Annotated in this window: 14 protein-coding genes and 1 pseudogene; 7 read left to right on the top strand and 8 right to left on the bottom strand. The window is 72.6% G+C overall.

Annotated features, from left to right (window positions below):
- Positions 1-3 precede the first annotated feature (3 nt).
- Positions 4-1209 carry an acyl-CoA dehydrogenase family protein gene (locus tag FRZ03_RS15105; protein ID WP_146465668.1) on the top strand — a complete coding sequence of 402 codons (1206 nt, stop codon included), beginning with the start codon at positions 4-6 and terminating at the stop codon, positions 1207-1209.
- A gap of 40 nt (positions 1210-1249) precedes the next feature.
- On the opposite strand, the pseudogene FRZ03_RS40295 reads toward FRZ03_RS15105, so the two are convergent.
- The 3 genes and pseudogenes from FRZ03_RS40295 to FRZ03_RS15090 all read right to left on the bottom strand — a co-directional run.
- A pseudogene (locus tag FRZ03_RS40295) lies at positions 1250-1461 on the bottom strand (class I SAM-dependent methyltransferase); the annotation flags it as partial.
- A 167-nt stretch (positions 1462-1628) separates the two neighbouring features.
- Positions 1629-4178, bottom strand: coding sequence for a class IV lanthionine synthetase LanL (gene lanL / locus FRZ03_RS15095; protein WP_146465667.1), 2550 nt, complete (start codon positions 4176-4178; stop codon positions 1629-1631).
- Positions 4179-4180: 2 nt separating this feature from the next.
- Positions 4181-4363 carry an SflA family class IV lanthipeptide gene (locus FRZ03_RS15090; RefSeq protein WP_146465666.1) on the bottom strand — a complete coding sequence of 61 codons (183 nt, stop codon included), beginning with the start codon at positions 4361-4363 and terminating at the stop codon, positions 4181-4183.
- Positions 4364-4717: 354 nt separating this feature from the next.
- Here FRZ03_RS15090 and FRZ03_RS15085 point away from each other — a divergent pair, with 354 nt between their 5' ends.
- Positions 4718-5767 (top strand): amino acid ABC transporter ATP-binding protein, encoded by a 1050-nt coding sequence (locus FRZ03_RS15085; RefSeq protein ID WP_315902646.1) that lies wholly within the window; start codon positions 4718-4720, stop codon positions 5765-5767.
- A gap of 53 nt (positions 5768-5820) precedes the next feature.
- Here the strand turns inward: FRZ03_RS15085 and FRZ03_RS15080 are convergent, their stop codons facing one another.
- Complete coding sequence (locus FRZ03_RS15080; RefSeq protein ID WP_146465665.1) at positions 5821-6579, bottom strand: class I SAM-dependent methyltransferase; 759 nt, start codon at positions 6577-6579, stop codon at positions 5821-5823.
- A gap of 101 nt (positions 6580-6680) precedes the next feature.
- On the opposite strand from FRZ03_RS15080, the gene FRZ03_RS15075 reads away from it, so the two are divergent.
- Entirely contained in the window at positions 6681-7310 is a 630-nt protein-coding gene (locus tag FRZ03_RS15075) for a CGNR zinc finger domain-containing protein (protein ID WP_146465664.1), read from the top strand.
- On the opposite strand, the gene sodX is transcribed toward FRZ03_RS15075, so the two are convergent.
- Complete coding sequence (sodX, locus tag FRZ03_RS15070) at positions 7214-7648, bottom strand: nickel-type superoxide dismutase maturation protease (RefSeq protein WP_146465819.1); 435 nt, start codon at positions 7646-7648, stop codon at positions 7214-7216. The two genes, FRZ03_RS15075 and sodX, sit on opposite strands and share 97 nt — an antisense overlap.
- 145 nt (positions 7649-7793) lie before the next feature.
- Between sodX and sodN the strand changes: the two genes are divergently transcribed.
- The 4 genes from sodN to FRZ03_RS15050 all read left to right on the top strand — a co-directional run bounded on the left by sodN (position 7794) and on the right by FRZ03_RS15050 (position 9925).
- Entirely contained in the window at positions 7794-8189 is a 396-nt protein-coding gene (gene sodN, locus FRZ03_RS15065; protein ID WP_064535234.1) for a superoxide dismutase, Ni, read from the top strand.
- Between the two features lie 407 nt (positions 8190-8596).
- Positions 8597-8938: a cysteine hydrolase family protein gene (locus FRZ03_RS15060; RefSeq protein WP_146465663.1), complete on the top strand. Its 342-nt coding sequence runs from the start codon at positions 8597-8599 to the stop codon at positions 8936-8938.
- A 164-nt stretch (positions 8939-9102) separates the two neighbouring features.
- Positions 9103-9456: a helix-turn-helix transcriptional regulator gene (locus FRZ03_RS15055; protein ID WP_398660440.1), complete on the top strand. Its 354-nt coding sequence runs from the start codon at positions 9103-9105 to the stop codon at positions 9454-9456.
- Positions 9457-9505: 49 nt separating this feature from the next.
- Positions 9506-9925: a VOC family protein gene (locus tag FRZ03_RS15050; RefSeq protein WP_146465661.1), complete on the top strand. Its 420-nt coding sequence runs from the start codon at positions 9506-9508 to the stop codon at positions 9923-9925.
- A gap of 6 nt (positions 9926-9931) precedes the next feature.
- Here the strand turns inward: FRZ03_RS15050 and FRZ03_RS15045 are convergent, their stop codons facing one another.
- The 3 genes from FRZ03_RS15045 to FRZ03_RS15035 form a co-directional block, all read right to left on the bottom strand.
- A complete protein-coding gene (locus FRZ03_RS15045; RefSeq protein WP_146465660.1) occupies positions 9932-10279 on the bottom strand; it encodes a DUF952 domain-containing protein in 348 nt (115 codons plus the stop codon).
- Positions 10280-10431: 152 nt separating this feature from the next.
- Positions 10432-11568, bottom strand: a complete 1137-nt coding sequence (locus FRZ03_RS15040; protein WP_146465659.1) for a family 2 encapsulin nanocompartment cargo protein polyprenyl transferase — start codon at positions 11566-11568, stop codon at positions 10432-10434.
- 112 nt (positions 11569-11680) lie between these two features.
- The gene (locus FRZ03_RS15035; protein ID WP_146465658.1) at positions 11681-13087 is read right to left on the bottom strand and encodes a family 2B encapsulin nanocompartment shell protein; all 1407 of its coding nucleotides are present in this window, start codon (positions 13085-13087) and stop codon (positions 11681-11683) included.
- Between the last annotated feature and the right edge of the window lie 271 nt (positions 13088-13358).

Genomic DNA, 13358 nt, shown 5'->3' with positions numbered 1-13358 from the left:
GCCGTGACCTTCTCCCTCCGCCCCGCCTACGACGACCCGCGCACCGCCGAACTCGTCGACCGCCTGCGCGACTACCTCGACGGCGAACTCGCCGACCACGAAAACGCACGCGGCCTGACCCACGCCAGCCGCCTCACCCGCGCCGAGCTGGAACCGGTCTGGCGCCGCAGCCGCGAACTCGGCTTCTACGGCATCCACCTGCCCGTGGAGTACGGCGGCCAGAACCTCACCCACACCCAGCTCGCCGCCCTGAAGGAGGAGATCGGCGCCAGTGGGCGGGTCCTCGCCCACAGCGTGCTCGGTGACATGGGCGGCCCCCTTCGCGCGGGCGACATCCTCAAACACGCCACCGAGTACCAGCTGGAGACGTACCTGCTGCCGCTGATCCGCGGCGAGCGGGCTTGCTGCTTCTCCCTCACCGAGACCGACGCCGGCTCCGACGTCCGCTCCATGCGCACGGTCGCCGTACGCGACGCCGACGGTGACGGCTACCGGCTGACCGGGCACAAGGTCTTCTCCTCCGCCGGCCCCTTCGCCGACTTCGCGATCGTCGTCGCCCGCATGGCCGGCACCGGCGAGCGGGAGGGCGACAAACCACGGTTCTCCGCATTCCTCGTGGACCTGGACAGCCCCGGCTGCCGTGTCGAGGACGGGGCGACCCCCATGTCGGGCGAACACATCGAGAGCGACATCGTCCTGGACGACTGCCACGTCCCCGCCGCCAACCTCCTCGGGGAAGAAGGCAAGGGCATGCGCATCGCGCTCGGCCGGGTCACCACCAACCGCCTCCTGCACTGCCCCACCGTCCTCGGCGCCACTCGCCGCGCCCTCGCCCTGACCCTCGACCGCGCCCGGAACCACCACGTGGCGGGCGGCCGGCCCCTGCTGATGCTCCAGGCCATCCAGCACAAGCTCGCCGACATGGCCACGGAGTTCTACGCCGCCCGATCCATGACCTATGCCGCGCTGGCGGCCCTGGACGCAGGCCGTGACGCGCAGGCGGAAGCCTTCATGTGCAAACTGTTCGTCGCCGAGTCCGCCTTCCGCATCCTCGACGAGGCCGTGCAGATCCACGGCAAGGAAGGACTCACCCAGGGCAACGAGATCGAGTACCTCTTCCGCAAGATCCGCATGTTCCGCATCCTGACCGGCACGTCCGAGATCCAGCGCAACGGCATCGCCAAGCTCCTGGCCTTCGACCACCATTAGCGCCGAGGTGCCGCTCGCGTCCGCCTTCGTGGTGAAGCGGGTACATGCGGACGCCGGTGGAGACGACGACCGCCGGCCGGTGTCGGACCCGGCGCCGATCAACTGCTCCCACCAGGACGCGTCGGCCTCGAAGCCGACCGGTACGAGGTGCAGCCGGTCCGGGATGCCGTAACCGAGCTCGATCAAACGGCGGGCCCTGCATGCCTGCGGGCCGGGTTGATCGACCTCGAACATCTGCAGCCGGGAGGCGAGGCGGCGCGCGCCGCGCCGACCGCGGGGCGACTCACCCGACACGCCACGCCGCCGAGGTCGGCGCACGCGAACGCCCCGGACGGGGGAGCTGGTCGGGTCGGACCGGGCCGGGCCGGTCGTGGCCGTGACGATGTGGGCGGCCGGGCCACCGGTGCCGGCGGCCCCGGTCAGGCGACGAGGCCGAGCCGGGGACCGCCCCGGTCGTGCAGTCGTCGGAAGAAGGCCAGCACGCCCGCGGAGCCACCGGCCCAGGTGGCACTCGACCGGGTCAGACCGGTGTCCGGAAACACGGGACGGGACCAGGTGCCGCCACTGCGGCTCAGGATGAGGAGGGCGACGGTCTTGGCCGCATCCCAGAACTCCTCGGACGCGGACGCCTCCGCGACGTCCACCATCAGGTCGCCCACGCCGGCCAGTCCGCAGCACTGCGTGACGAGCGGCATCCGTGGCGCCAGCGTGGCGCAGGCACGCGCGGCCCGCTGGGCGAGGTGGAGGTACTCGGGCTCGCCGAGGCGTTCGGCGGCCCGGACGAGTACGGTGCCGATGCCGGCCAGGCCCCGGCACCACGAGCCGTAGCGGCGTGTCGCCCCCGGTTCGGTGGCCGCCGCGATGATGTCAGGTGTCACGGCGGCCAAGCGCGTGGCGGCCTGCTCGGAGCGGCTGACCGCGGCAGGGTCCCCGGTCGCGCCGCCGTATTCGAGCAGGAAGCAGACGATGCCTGCCTCGCCGTGCGCGAGGCCCTCGCGGAGTGCGGCGCCACCGGCCGTGTCCGAACCGGTCGGGCTCAGCCGGGCGGCGCCCGACGCCAGCATCCGGTCGCACTCGGCGGCGACGGCGAGGTGCCGGTCCGCGGCGTGTCGGCGACCGGAGCGCAGAGCGTGTCGGGCGAGCAGCAGCCGGCCCAGGCCGATTCCGGCGGCGCCCGCGATCAGGTCCGCCTCCGGCGGTCCGCCGTCCGGCGCGCGGTCCGGCAGGACGGGATGCCGGGCCCCCGTGTCCGCCTCCGACACGGTCTCCGACTCCGCCTGCGCCAGGAAGAGTTCCACGCCGGTGTGCCCCGTGTAGAGGCCGGGTGGGAGGTTCCTGGACTGCTGCGCCGTCCACCGTGCCAACTCGGTGACGGCCGAACGCACATGGGGCCGGTGCACATGGTGGAGGAGTTCCAGCCCGAGTCCCGAACTGCCGCCGTAGACGTCGATCGCGGTGGGGACGTTCAGCTGCGCGGCCCGTACCGGGTCCACGATCGCGTGCGCTTCGCCGACGCAGAACGCGGCCGTGTGCTCGATGAGTTCGTCCAGCAGGTCGCTGTCGAGCCGGGGGCGCGCGGGCCGGCGCGCGGGCCGGTGTGCGGCTCCGGCCGTGCCGGTGCGCAGGCGGTCGGCGGCGGTGGTCCGTACGGCGGGGTCGAAGCTCAGCAGGCCGGTGATCGACGACCGGATCTCCCGGTGGGCGCGTCCGGGCAATGCCCATGCCAGGCAGGCCAGGGTCCTGTCCCGGTTGACCTCGTGGTCGGTGTCGACGATCACCGGGTCCATGCCGGTGGCGGCGAAGAAGAGGGTCGCGCCGAGGGCGTAGTGGTCGTCGGCGGGAGCGGCCGGTCCGGTCGTGCGCAGAACCGGTTCGCTGTATCCGGGGGTCGACCCGCCCAGGCCGGCGCCGTCCAACTCGCTGATCCCGAAGTCGATCACGTGACAGTGGCCCGAGTCGTCGAGCACGACGTTGTCGGGCTTGAGATCGCGCACGACCACGTTCCGGCCGTGGATCGCGTCCAGGATGCGCAGGAGCCGGGAGGCGAGGGCGGACAGGGCGCGCGCCGGCCGGGTGTCGTCGTCCCGGTAGGGGCCGTTCCGCAGGACCTCCCTGCGCAGGTCCCGGTTGCCGCAGCTGCTCATCACCAGGTACTCGTCCGACTGGTGGGCGAAGTAGTCCCGGGCGCGGGGCACGCCCGTGACTCCGTCGAGCGCGGTGAGGACCCTGTGTTCGTTGCGCAGCCGGTGGCGGGCGTCCGTACCGGACTCGTCCTCGCCCACGAAGGCCCTCGCCTGTTTGACCACCACCGGCCGCCCGAGAGTGCGGTCGACCGCGCGGTAGACGTTGCCCTGGGGCGCACGCGCGATGCCGGCGGTGACCGTGTAGCGGCCGCCGCCGAAGCCGGGCGCGGACGGCTCGTCACCGTGTCCGCAACCACTCGCGAAGGGATCCTCGGCCCAGGGTGGGCACCGGTAGCGGCCGACGGCCAGGCCGTCGAAGACCTGGCCGTCCGGCCCGGTCATGACGGATTCGAGCCGTCCGGCTCGGCCGGTCCGGTAGTCGCCGGTGAAGGGGCCGTAGCGGTAGTAGACCGGGGCCCTAGGGTCGACCCGCCGGTCGCTGACGACCCGCGGGCCCTCCCGGTCACGCAGTACGGCGGCGAGTTCCCGGGCGACCTCGACCACGGTGCCTGCCAGGGGGTAGACGGTGATCGCCTTTCCGACGGCGCCGGCGCTCACCACCCCGGAGTTGAGGCGGCGCAGCGTCTCGGGGTCGCGGGCGAATTTCGCGTGGCAGACGTGTCGGGACAGCACGGGCAGGACGAGCCGGGTCACGGCGTCGAGGTTGCCGGGGCGCGCCGATACGTGCAGTTTCCAGCCGTGTTCCATCGCCGGCATCCGCGGATCGTTCAGGTACGACCACGTGTCGTCGGACCAACCGCTGCGGCCGGCGATGGAGACGGCCACCGCTACGAGTTCAGGTCACACGAGAAGCGGGTGGTGGCGGTCACCCAGGGGTCGGAGAGGCACGCCGTGTGCTCGCGGTCGGCGCGGTCGTCGTCCTCGAACACGATCGCCTCGTCGTCGATCTCCAGCGGACCCGCGTCGCGGAATCCGTCGGCTTCCAGCAGTTCCGGCACGGCTACGGGCATGTGAAGCCTCCATGGTTTGTCGTGCACTGAGGAGCGGGAAATGGCCGACGCGGGCCTGTGGACCCGCTGTGCCAAGGACTCGCCGCACAAACGTAGGCAACGGCGCACATCCTGACAAGGGGTCAGATCGCAATGCTCTCGCGAGTGCCGCGGAAGCACGACGGCACCACCATCACCAACGGCTCCGGGCACGGCCGGGGCCGCCCTGCCCGGACGGCCGCCTCGTGATCAGCGCGCAAGGTCAGCCGCCCGGGTCGGCGCGGAAGGCGATCAGGGCGATGTCGTCGCGGGCGTCGGAAAGTTCCTGCAGGTGGCGGAGCAGCTCGGGAAGGGGGGCGCCGCGGTGGCCACGATGTGGTCGGCCCGCACCCGCGGGGCGGGCGGCGCGCGCTGGCGCCGGCGGTGCCGGGCGGGCGGCTCACGGGTGCCGCAGGAGCAGGTGAGCGGGGGGGGGGCCGCGGTGCGGGGGGGGGGTGCCGGCGGGCCGCCCGGTGGGCGCGCCGGGGGGCGGGGGGCAGTGTGCAAGCGGAGCGGCCGGGAGGGCGGGTGGCGGGGGCGGGCGAGGCGGGGGGACGAGCGCCGGGGCGGGTGGGGCGCGGCGGGGGCCGGCCCCGGGGCGGCGAACGGGGCGGGACGCCCGCGCTGACGCTGGCCGGCGTGGCCAAGGTGTACGGGGAGGACGGCACCCGGGTCCGCGGGGTGGGCGGTGTGTCGGTCGGGATCCCCCGGGGCTGCGGCGCCGCGGTGATGGGCCCCTCGGGCTCGGGCAAGTCGACCTTCCTGCGGTGCATCAACCACCTGGAGAAGATCAACGCCGGCCGGCTGTACGTCGACGGCGAGCTGGTCGGATACCGCCAGCGGGGCGGCAGGCTGTACGAGCTCAAGGACAGCGAAGTCGCCATGAAGCGCCGGGACATCGGCATGGTCTTCCAGCGCTTCAACCTGTTCCCGCACATGACGGCGCTGGAGAACGTCATGGAGGCGCCGGTCCAGGTCAGGGGCGTCGCCAAGAGCGAGGCCAGGGAGCGGGCGGCGCAGCTCCTGGAGCGGGTGGGCCTGGCCGACAAGGCGGGCAACTACCCCTCGCAGCTCTCCGGCGGCCAGCAGCAGCGGGTGGCCATCGCCCGGGCGCTGGCGATGGACCCCAAGCTGATGCTCTTCGACGAGCCGACCTCGGCCCTGGACCCGGAGCTGGTCGGCGACGTCCTGGACGTCATGCGCGACCTGGCCGAGTCCGGCATGACCATGGTCGTCGTCACCCATGAGATGGGCTTCGCCCGGGAGGTGGGCGACAGCCTGGTCTTCATGGACGGCGGTGTGGTGGTCGAATCCGGCCATCCGCGGGACGTACTGACCGATCCGCAGCACGAGCGGACGCAGTCGTTCCTCTCGAAGGTGCTGTAGCCGGGCGTGGGGAGGGGGCGGTACGGGCGAGCCGTACCGCCCCCTCCCCACGGCTACTTGACGGCGAGCAGCAGCGTGTCGGACGGCGAGCACCACACCGGCCGGGCCTCGCCGAAGCCCTTCTCCCGCAGCACCCGCGCGTGCCAGGCGGCGGAGGGCATGTCGCCGTCCGCGTGCTCGCCGTAGATCTCGTAGCGGCGGGCGGTCGGCTCGGCGAGCACCGGGTCCTTCGCGGCCAGCTGCCACCAGTCGGCCCAGTCGAGGGCGCCGTCCGCCTTGGCCTGATCCATGCGGGCGTGCCGCTGGGCGCGTTCGGCCGCGTTGATCCGGGGCGTGCTCTCGTCGATCATGTGGTCCGCGTTCATGAACACACCGCCGTCGCGGACGAGCCGCGCGACCTGACCGTAGAGAGCCGCGAGGGGTTCGCTGTGCAGCCAGTGCAGGGCCGTCGCGGTCAGTACGGCGTCGTACGACTCGTACGGCAGCCGGGCGGTCCAGTCGGGGTCCTTGAGGTCGGCGGTCACGAAGGAGACCCGCCCGTCGCCCTCGAACGTGCCGCGCGCGATGGCGAGCAGGGCCGGGTCGAGGTCGACGCCGGTGCTGGTGGCCTCGGGGAACCGGGCCAGCAGCCGGGCGGTGATGCTGCCGGTGCCGCAGGCGAGATCGAGCACGCGCGGGGCCTTCCCCACGAGGGCCTCGACCATGTCGAGCATGATCCGGAAGCGCTCCTCCCGGTCCGGCATGTACCACTCCTGCTGCCGGTCCCAGCTCTCCTGCCAGGCCGCCCAGTCGGTTCCGGTACCCGTGGTCATGGAACCCGCCTTTCCCCTCGGTTGGGTAATACCCTGGAAGCGCGATCGGCTGTTACCCGACCGCAGGTACGACGATAGAGCGCCCCTCGTAAGGACTACAAGTGGAACTGGCCTATTACTCGGATTACGCCGTACGCCTCGTCAACAGCGAGGAGCCGGCCCGGGGCAAGGACTCCCTGACCTCGGTCGAGGCCGTGCGGGACCTCTTCGGCGCCAACGCGTCCGCGGCCCGGCGCGCCACCGACGCCGACGTCACCCGCTTCCGCTCGGTGCGGGCCCGGCTGCGTTCGGTCTTCGAGGCGGCCGACGGGGGCGACGAGACGCTCGCGGTGAACCAGCTGAACTCGCTCCTGCTGGAGTTCCCGGTGAGCCCCCAGATCTCCGGCCACGACCACCGGGACGAGGACGGCCGCCCGCTGTGGCACATGCACCTGGCCGACCACCCCTCCAACGCCACCGCCGGCTACGCGGCGATCGCGGCGATGGGCCTCGCCTTCCACCTCACCGAGTACGGCGTGGACCGCCTGGGCCTGTGCCAGGCGCTGCCCTGCCGCAACGCCTACCTGGACACCTCGACCAACCGCTCCCGGCGCTACTGCTCCGACCGCTGCGCGACCCGGGCCAACGTGGCCGCCTACCGCGCCCGCAAGCGCCTGGAGGCCGACCGGTCGGCGAGCAGCGGCCGCGCGGCCGAGAACGCCCAGCGCAGCAGCGCGAGCGGCGAACGCTGACCGGGCCGCAGCGGCCGGTAGCGCAGCACCGCCCGGCCCAGGATCAGCTCCTCGGGCACGACCCCGTAGTCGGTGCTGTCCCCGCCCGCGTACGGGTTGTCCCCGAGCACCCACCAGCCGCCCTCGCGCCGCTCCGCGGCCCGCTTGACGACCAGCAGGTCCTGCTGGAACGGATGCCGCAGCACCACGACGTCGCCCGGCTTGACCGCACCCCCGTACCGCACCAGCAGCTGATCGCCGTGCTGGAGGGTGGGGACCATGGACGGCCCCGTCACCTCGGCCAGCCCGAACGGCGCGGCGGACCTCCCCCGCTCGCTCTCCTGCGACAGCTCCGGCATTCCCGGCACCTCCCCGGTCCGTTCCTCCACCAGTCTCAGTCTGACCCTGGACTTTTGTCCTAAGCCCTAGGGGGCACTCAGGAAAACAGGTCTCTCAGGGAGTAATGTCGCACCTGAGAAGACGATCACGAGGAAGGAATGCTCCATGCTTTCCCGCCTGTTTGCCCCCAAGGTCAAGGTCAGCGCCCACTGCGACCTGCCCTGCGGCGTGTACGACCCGGCCCAGGCCCGCATCGAGGCGGAGTCGGTCAAGGCCGTCCAGGAGAAGATGGCCGGCAACGACGACCCCCACTACCAGGCGCGTGCCACCGTCATCAAGGAGCAGCGCGCGGAGCTCGCGAAGCACCACGTCTCCGTCCTCTGGAGCGACTACTTCAAGGCCCCGCACTTCGAGAAGTACCCCGAGCTGCACCAGCTGGTCAACGACACCCTGAAGGCCCTCTCGGCCGCCAAGGCGTCCACCGACCCGGCGACGGGCCAGAAGGCGCTCGACTACATCGCCCAGATCGACAAGATCTTCTGGGAGACCAAGAAGGCCTGACCTTCGGTCATGCCGTTTGACCTGCGATTTCCTTAGTCGTCTGGTCTACCTCCCGCACCCGGCCCGCAGGCCGCCGACGAGTTCGGCGGCCATGGCGGTCCGGGTGCGGTTTTTTGTTGGCCCCCGACTTCGCTTCGCTGCTCGACGGCGAGGAAACGCCCCCGCCCGGCGAGCGGTTGGTGAAACGCGGGCGGAGTCGCCGACGGGTGCGGCGTCCCGCGGCGTCGCCCGGGACGCCGGCCGGCGCGCCGCGCCCTCGGCACCGGGCCCCTGAGCCTCGGCCCCGCCCCTCGCCGGATCGCGCGTCACGGCGGCGCAGCTCGCGGTGCTGGAGCACGTCACCCCTCAGGCCATCGCCCAGAGCCTCGCCGTGCTGAAGGCGGCCGGACTCGTGCACAGCGCGCCGGATCGAGGACCCGGCCACCCAGGTCGACGAGCGGATCGCGCCGCAGGACGGCGACATCGTCGTGCGCAAGGTCCGCATCGGCGCGGCCTCCACCACCGACCTGTACGAGCGGCTGCGCGAGCGCGGCATCGACACCCTGGTCCTCTCCGGGATCAGCACCAGCGGTGTCGTCCTGTCCACCCTCACCGACGCCGCCGACCGCGACTTCCGCGTCGTCGTGCTGTCGGACGGCGTCGCCGACCACGACCAGGAGGTGCACCGGGTGCTGCTGGAGAAGGTGTTCCCGATGCGTGCCCACGTCATCGACACGGCCGCCCTGCGCGAGCTGCTGGGCTCCGCCTGACCGACGGGGACACCGGCCCCGGTGCCGCGGCGGAGGCCTCGGCCCCGACGGATGCGGCACCGGGACCGGTGTCACTCCTTCCCCGGCCGGGTGTCGGTGCCCTGTGCCAAGCTGTGGCCGTGACCCTGGAGGATCTGAGACGGCTGCGGCGCGTGCGCGACCGGATGGACCGCGAGTACGCGGAACCGCTCGACATGACCGAGCTGGCCCGCGACGCCCTGATGTCCCCCGGCCACTTCCAGCGCAGCTTCCGCAAGGCCTTCGGCGAGACGCCGTACAGCTATCTCATGACCCGCCGGATCGAGCGGGCCAAGGCGCTGCTGCGCCGGGGCGACCTCACCGTGACCGAGGTGTGCCTGGCCGTGGGCTGTACGTCGCTGGGCTCCTTCAGCTCCCGCTTCACCGAGCTGGTCGGCCGGACGCCGAGCGCCTACCGGGCGGACGCGCACGAACCGGCCGCGGTGATCCCGTCCTGTGTGGCGCGCACGTTCACCCGGCCCCGCCGCCGGCCCTGCTGATCCGACCGAGCCGCGCGCGGCGGCGGCCGCGGCGGCTTAGCGTGATGCCATGGATGTGAGACTCGCGCAGTGCTTCATCGCCGTGGACGACCACGACAAGGCCCTCGCCTTCTACCGTGACGTCCTCGGCCTGGAGGTCCGCAACGACGTGGGCTTCGAGGGGATGCGGTGGGTGACCGTCGGCTCGCCGCACCAGCCGGGCGTGGAGATCGTGCTGGAGCCGCCGGGCGCCAACCCGGACGCCTCCCCGGCCGACCGGCTGGCCCTGGCCGAACTGCTCGCCAAGGGCATGCTGCGCGGGGTCATCCTGGCCACCGACGACTGCGACGCGCTGTGGAAGCGGCTGCGCGAGTACGGCGCCGATGTGCTCCAGGAACCGACCGACCAGCCGTGGGGCGTGCGCGACTGCGCCTTCCGTGACCCGGCGGGCAATCTGCTGCGCTGCTTCCAGCAGCCGGCGGCCGCCTGAACTCCCTCAGTCCGAAGAGGAGTTCGCCGCCCAGGGCGTCACCTCCACCACGGCCGTGACCGGCAACGGGCCGTACAAGTGCGGGAATTCCTCGCCCCCGGGTTCGGCCGCCTCGTAGCGCAGCGGCGCGTCCAGCCGGTCCGGGTCCACCTCCAGGACCACCAGGTCCTCGGGGCCGTCGTCTCCGTACAGGAAGGCGGCGACGCGCGGGAGTTGGGCACGGCTGGAGAAGTGGATGAAGCCCTCTTCCCGGAGGGTGCGGCCGCGGGTCGACATCTCGTAGGTGCCGCGCTCGCGCGCCGTCTCCCACAGGGAGCGCTCGGTGAGGTGGAGGATGCGGGTCGGTTTCGGCATGGCCCCACGGTAGACGGCGGGCCCCGCACACTGTGGGGATGTGCGGAGCCCGCCCGGCCGGAGCCCCCGGGGCGCCGTGCGGGGTCAGGAGCCGCACGGGCCCGGGGACTCCGGGTCCTTCGGGCCGCCGGACGGGCCGGCGGCGATGGCGCTCAGCTGCTGCGCCGGGTCACGAACTCGGCGAGGGCCAGCAGCCCGCCCGCCGCCTCCGGGTCGGGGATCGCCCGGGCCAGCTCCTGCATCGCCCGGGCCATCCGGTCGGCCGCCTCCGCCTGCGCCCAGTCCCGGCCACCGGCCTGCTCCACGGCCAGCGCCGTCCGCGCGATGCCCTCGCTGTCCCCGGAGACGTACGGCTTGCCGTAGAGCACGGCGAGTTCGGCCGCCGCCGGGGTGCCGGAGGCGAGCGCCGCCACCACCGGCAGGGACTTCTTGCGGGCCGCCAGATCGGCGCCGGCCGGCTTGCCGGTGCGCAGCGGATCGCCCCATATACCGATGACGTCGTCGATCAGCTGGAAGGCCAGCCCCGCCTGGCGGCCGAAGCCGTCCAGCGCGGCCGCCTCCTCGGGCCCGGCGCCCGCGTACAGCGCGCCCAGGGCGCAGGCGCAGCCCAGCAGGGCCCCGGTCTTCGCCTCGGCCATGGCGAGCACCTCGTCCAGGGTGACCTCGTCCGGGGCGCGGCGCTCCATGTCGGTGTCGGTGTGCTGACCGGCGCACAGCTCCACCACGCAGTCGGCGAGCCGGGCGGCGGCCCGTCCGGCGGCCGGGTGCGGGTCCTCGGCCAGCAGCCGCAGCGCGAGCGCCTGGAGCGCGTCCCCGGCGAGGATCGCGTCGGTGTCCCCGAACACGGTCCAGGCCGTGGGCCGGTGCCTGCGGGTGGGGTCCCGGTCCATCACGTCGTCGTGCAGCAGGGTGAAGTTGTGGACCAGTTCCACCGCCGCCGCGGCCCGGACGGCCGCCGCCCGGGCCGCCGGGCCGCCGAGCGCGGCGGCCGCGGCGAGCACCAGGGCCGGCCTGATCGCCTTGCCGGCGTTGCCCTCGGCCGGGGTGCCGTCCGCGTGCTCCCAGCCGAAGTGGTAGCGCGCGATCCGGCGCATGGAGTCGGGCAGTGACTCGACGGCGGCGCGCAGCTCCGGGTCCACCAGGGCCCGGGTCCGCTCCAGCAGTGCCGCCGCCTCCTGCCCGTCGAGCGGGCCGGGGCCGGTGCCCCCGCTGTCCCGCCGGTCCCCCGGTGCGCCGCTGTGGGACACACCGGAGGATCGGTGTTCGGTCTCCGTCATGAAGTCGGCCATGCCTCCCCCTCGCCAGGTCCGCGGGCGCCGGCGACGCCGGCCCGGCCGGACGCGTACCCCGAGGGTGTACCCGCCCCGGCGGCCGGGGACACGGCCGCGACGTGCGGAAACGTCACCTCCAGCGGCCGATCTCGACGTTCTCCAGCACACCGAGCGCGTCCGGAACCAGGACGGCGGCCGAATAGTAGGCCGTGACCAGGTATTTGATGATCGCCTGCTCGTTGATGCCCATGAAGCGGACGGACAGGCTCGGCTCGATCTCGTCCGGGATGCCGGACTGCCGCAGGCCGATGACGCCCTGGTCCTCCTCGCCCGTACGCATCGCGATGATCGAGGTGGTCCGCGCCTCGCTGATCGGGATCTTGTTGCACGGGTACAGCGGCACACCGCGCCAGGTGGGGATGCGGTTGCCGCCGATGTCGATGGTCTCCGGCACCAGCCCGCGCTTGTTCAGCTCGCGTCCGAACGCGGCGATCGCGCGCGGGTGGGCGAGGAACAGCTTGGTCCCGCGGCGGCGGCTGAGCAGTTCGTCCATGTCGTCGGGGCTGGGCACGCCGGCGTGCGGCTGGATCCGCTGTTCGTACTCGCAGTTGCTGAGCAGGCCGAAGTCCGGGTTGTTGATCAGCTCGTGCTCCTGGCGCTCCTTCAGCGCCTCGACGGTGAGCCGCAGCTGCTGCTCGGTCTGGTTCATCGGCTGGTTGTAGAGGTCGGCCACCCGGGAGTGGATGCGCAGCACCGTCTGCGCGATGCTCAGCTCGTACTCGCGCGGCCGGGGTTCGTAGTCGACGAAGGTGTGCGGGATGTCCGGCTCGCCGGAGTGGCCGGCCGCCAGCTCGACCGCCTTCTCGCCGTACTTGTTGGTGCGCTGCTCCGGGATCGAGCGCACCTGCGCGAGGTGGTCGCGCAGCGAGGGCGAGCGTTCCGCGACCTCCTGGAAGTCCTGGCGGCTGAGGATCAGCACGGTGGTGGCGGTGCCCGCGCGGACCGTGTACTCCCAGATGGCCTCACCGTCCAGCAGCGCCTGGTCGCCGAAGTAGGCGCCGTCGGCGAGGACGCCGAGGACCGAGTCGTCGCCGTAGGGGCCGGTGGCGACCTTCTCGACCCGGCCGTGGGCGAGCAGGTAGACCCCGTCGTTGCGGTTGCCGAAGTCGGCGATGACCTCGCCGGGCGCGAAGGCCCGCTGGCGGCAGCGGCGGGCCAGTTCGGTCAGCACCTCCTCGTCCTCGTACGACCGCAGCACCGGCAGTTCGCCGAGCTCGGCGGGGATGACCTCCACCTGGTCCCCGGTCTTCACGAAGGTGATGCGGCCGTCTCCGACGGCGTAGGTCAGCCGCCGGTTCACCCGGTATGTGCCGCCCTGGATGTCCACCCAGGGAAGCGTGCGCAGCAGCCAGCGGGAGGTGATCTCCTGCATCTGCGGAACGGACTTGGTGGTGGTGGCCAGGTTCCGCGCTGCCGCCGTCCCGAGGGACTGCTGCGGCCTGCCCTGATCCGTGCGGACCTCATCGCCTACCGACATAGAGAAATGCCCTCCCATGTAACGCGCCGGTCGCAGTGCACCGGTCTCGCAACGAGAGTCCCATCACGCGCGGTGGTGACACCATTACCCGAAAGAGCGGGAATGGATCATCGGATTACTGGGCACAAAGGGGGTCTCGTCCACGGGAGCGCCGGTCGCGCCCTCCCCCGCGACAGGCCCCCCCGTGCACCCGACCGCCTCTGTGCCCAGCACTCCCATGATCCATCCGCGCCCCTCCGGCCAACCCTGTCCGCACCGCGCCGCCTCCTAC

The organism is Streptomyces misionensis, from assembly GCF_007896895.1.
GTDB classification, from domain to species: Bacteria; Actinomycetota; Actinomycetes; order Streptomycetales; family Streptomycetaceae; genus Streptomyces; species Streptomyces misionensis_A.
Note: the sequence above shows the minus strand (reverse complement) of the source record. Positions and strands in the feature narration are given on the sequence as shown.

Bases quoted from the DNA above. Each gene is read 5' to 3' on its own strand.
- FRZ03_RS15090 (WP_146465666.1), bottom strand. From the start codon at position 4,363: ATGCCCGTAGCCGTGCCGGAACTGCTGGAAGCCGACGGATTCCGCGAC.
- FRZ03_RS15080 (WP_146465665.1), bottom strand. From the start codon at position 6,579: ATGACCACGGGTACCGGAACCGACTGGGCGGCCTGGCAGGAGAGCTGG.
- sodX (WP_146465819.1), bottom strand. From the start codon at position 7,648: ATGCCGGAGCTGTCGCAGGAGAGCGAGCGGGGGAGGTCCGCCGCGCCG.
- sodN (WP_064535234.1), top strand. From the start codon at position 7,794: ATGCTTTCCCGCCTGTTTGCCCCCAAGGTCAAGGTCAGCGCCCACTGC.
- FRZ03_RS15055 (WP_398660440.1), top strand. From the start codon at position 9,103: ATGGACCGCGAGTACGCGGAACCGCTCGACATGACCGAGCTGGCCCGC.
- FRZ03_RS15050 (WP_146465661.1), top strand. From the start codon at position 9,506: ATGGATGTGAGACTCGCGCAGTGCTTCATCGCCGTGGACGACCACGAC.
- FRZ03_RS15045 (WP_146465660.1), bottom strand. From the start codon at position 10,279: ATGCCGAAACCGACCCGCATCCTCCACCTCACCGAGCGCTCCCTGTGG.
- FRZ03_RS15040 (WP_146465659.1), bottom strand. From the start codon at position 11,568: ATGGCCGACTTCATGACGGAGACCGAACACCGATCCTCCGGTGTGTCC.
- FRZ03_RS15035 (WP_146465658.1), bottom strand. From the start codon at position 13,087: ATGTCGGTAGGCGATGAGGTCCGCACGGATCAGGGCAGGCCGCAGCAG.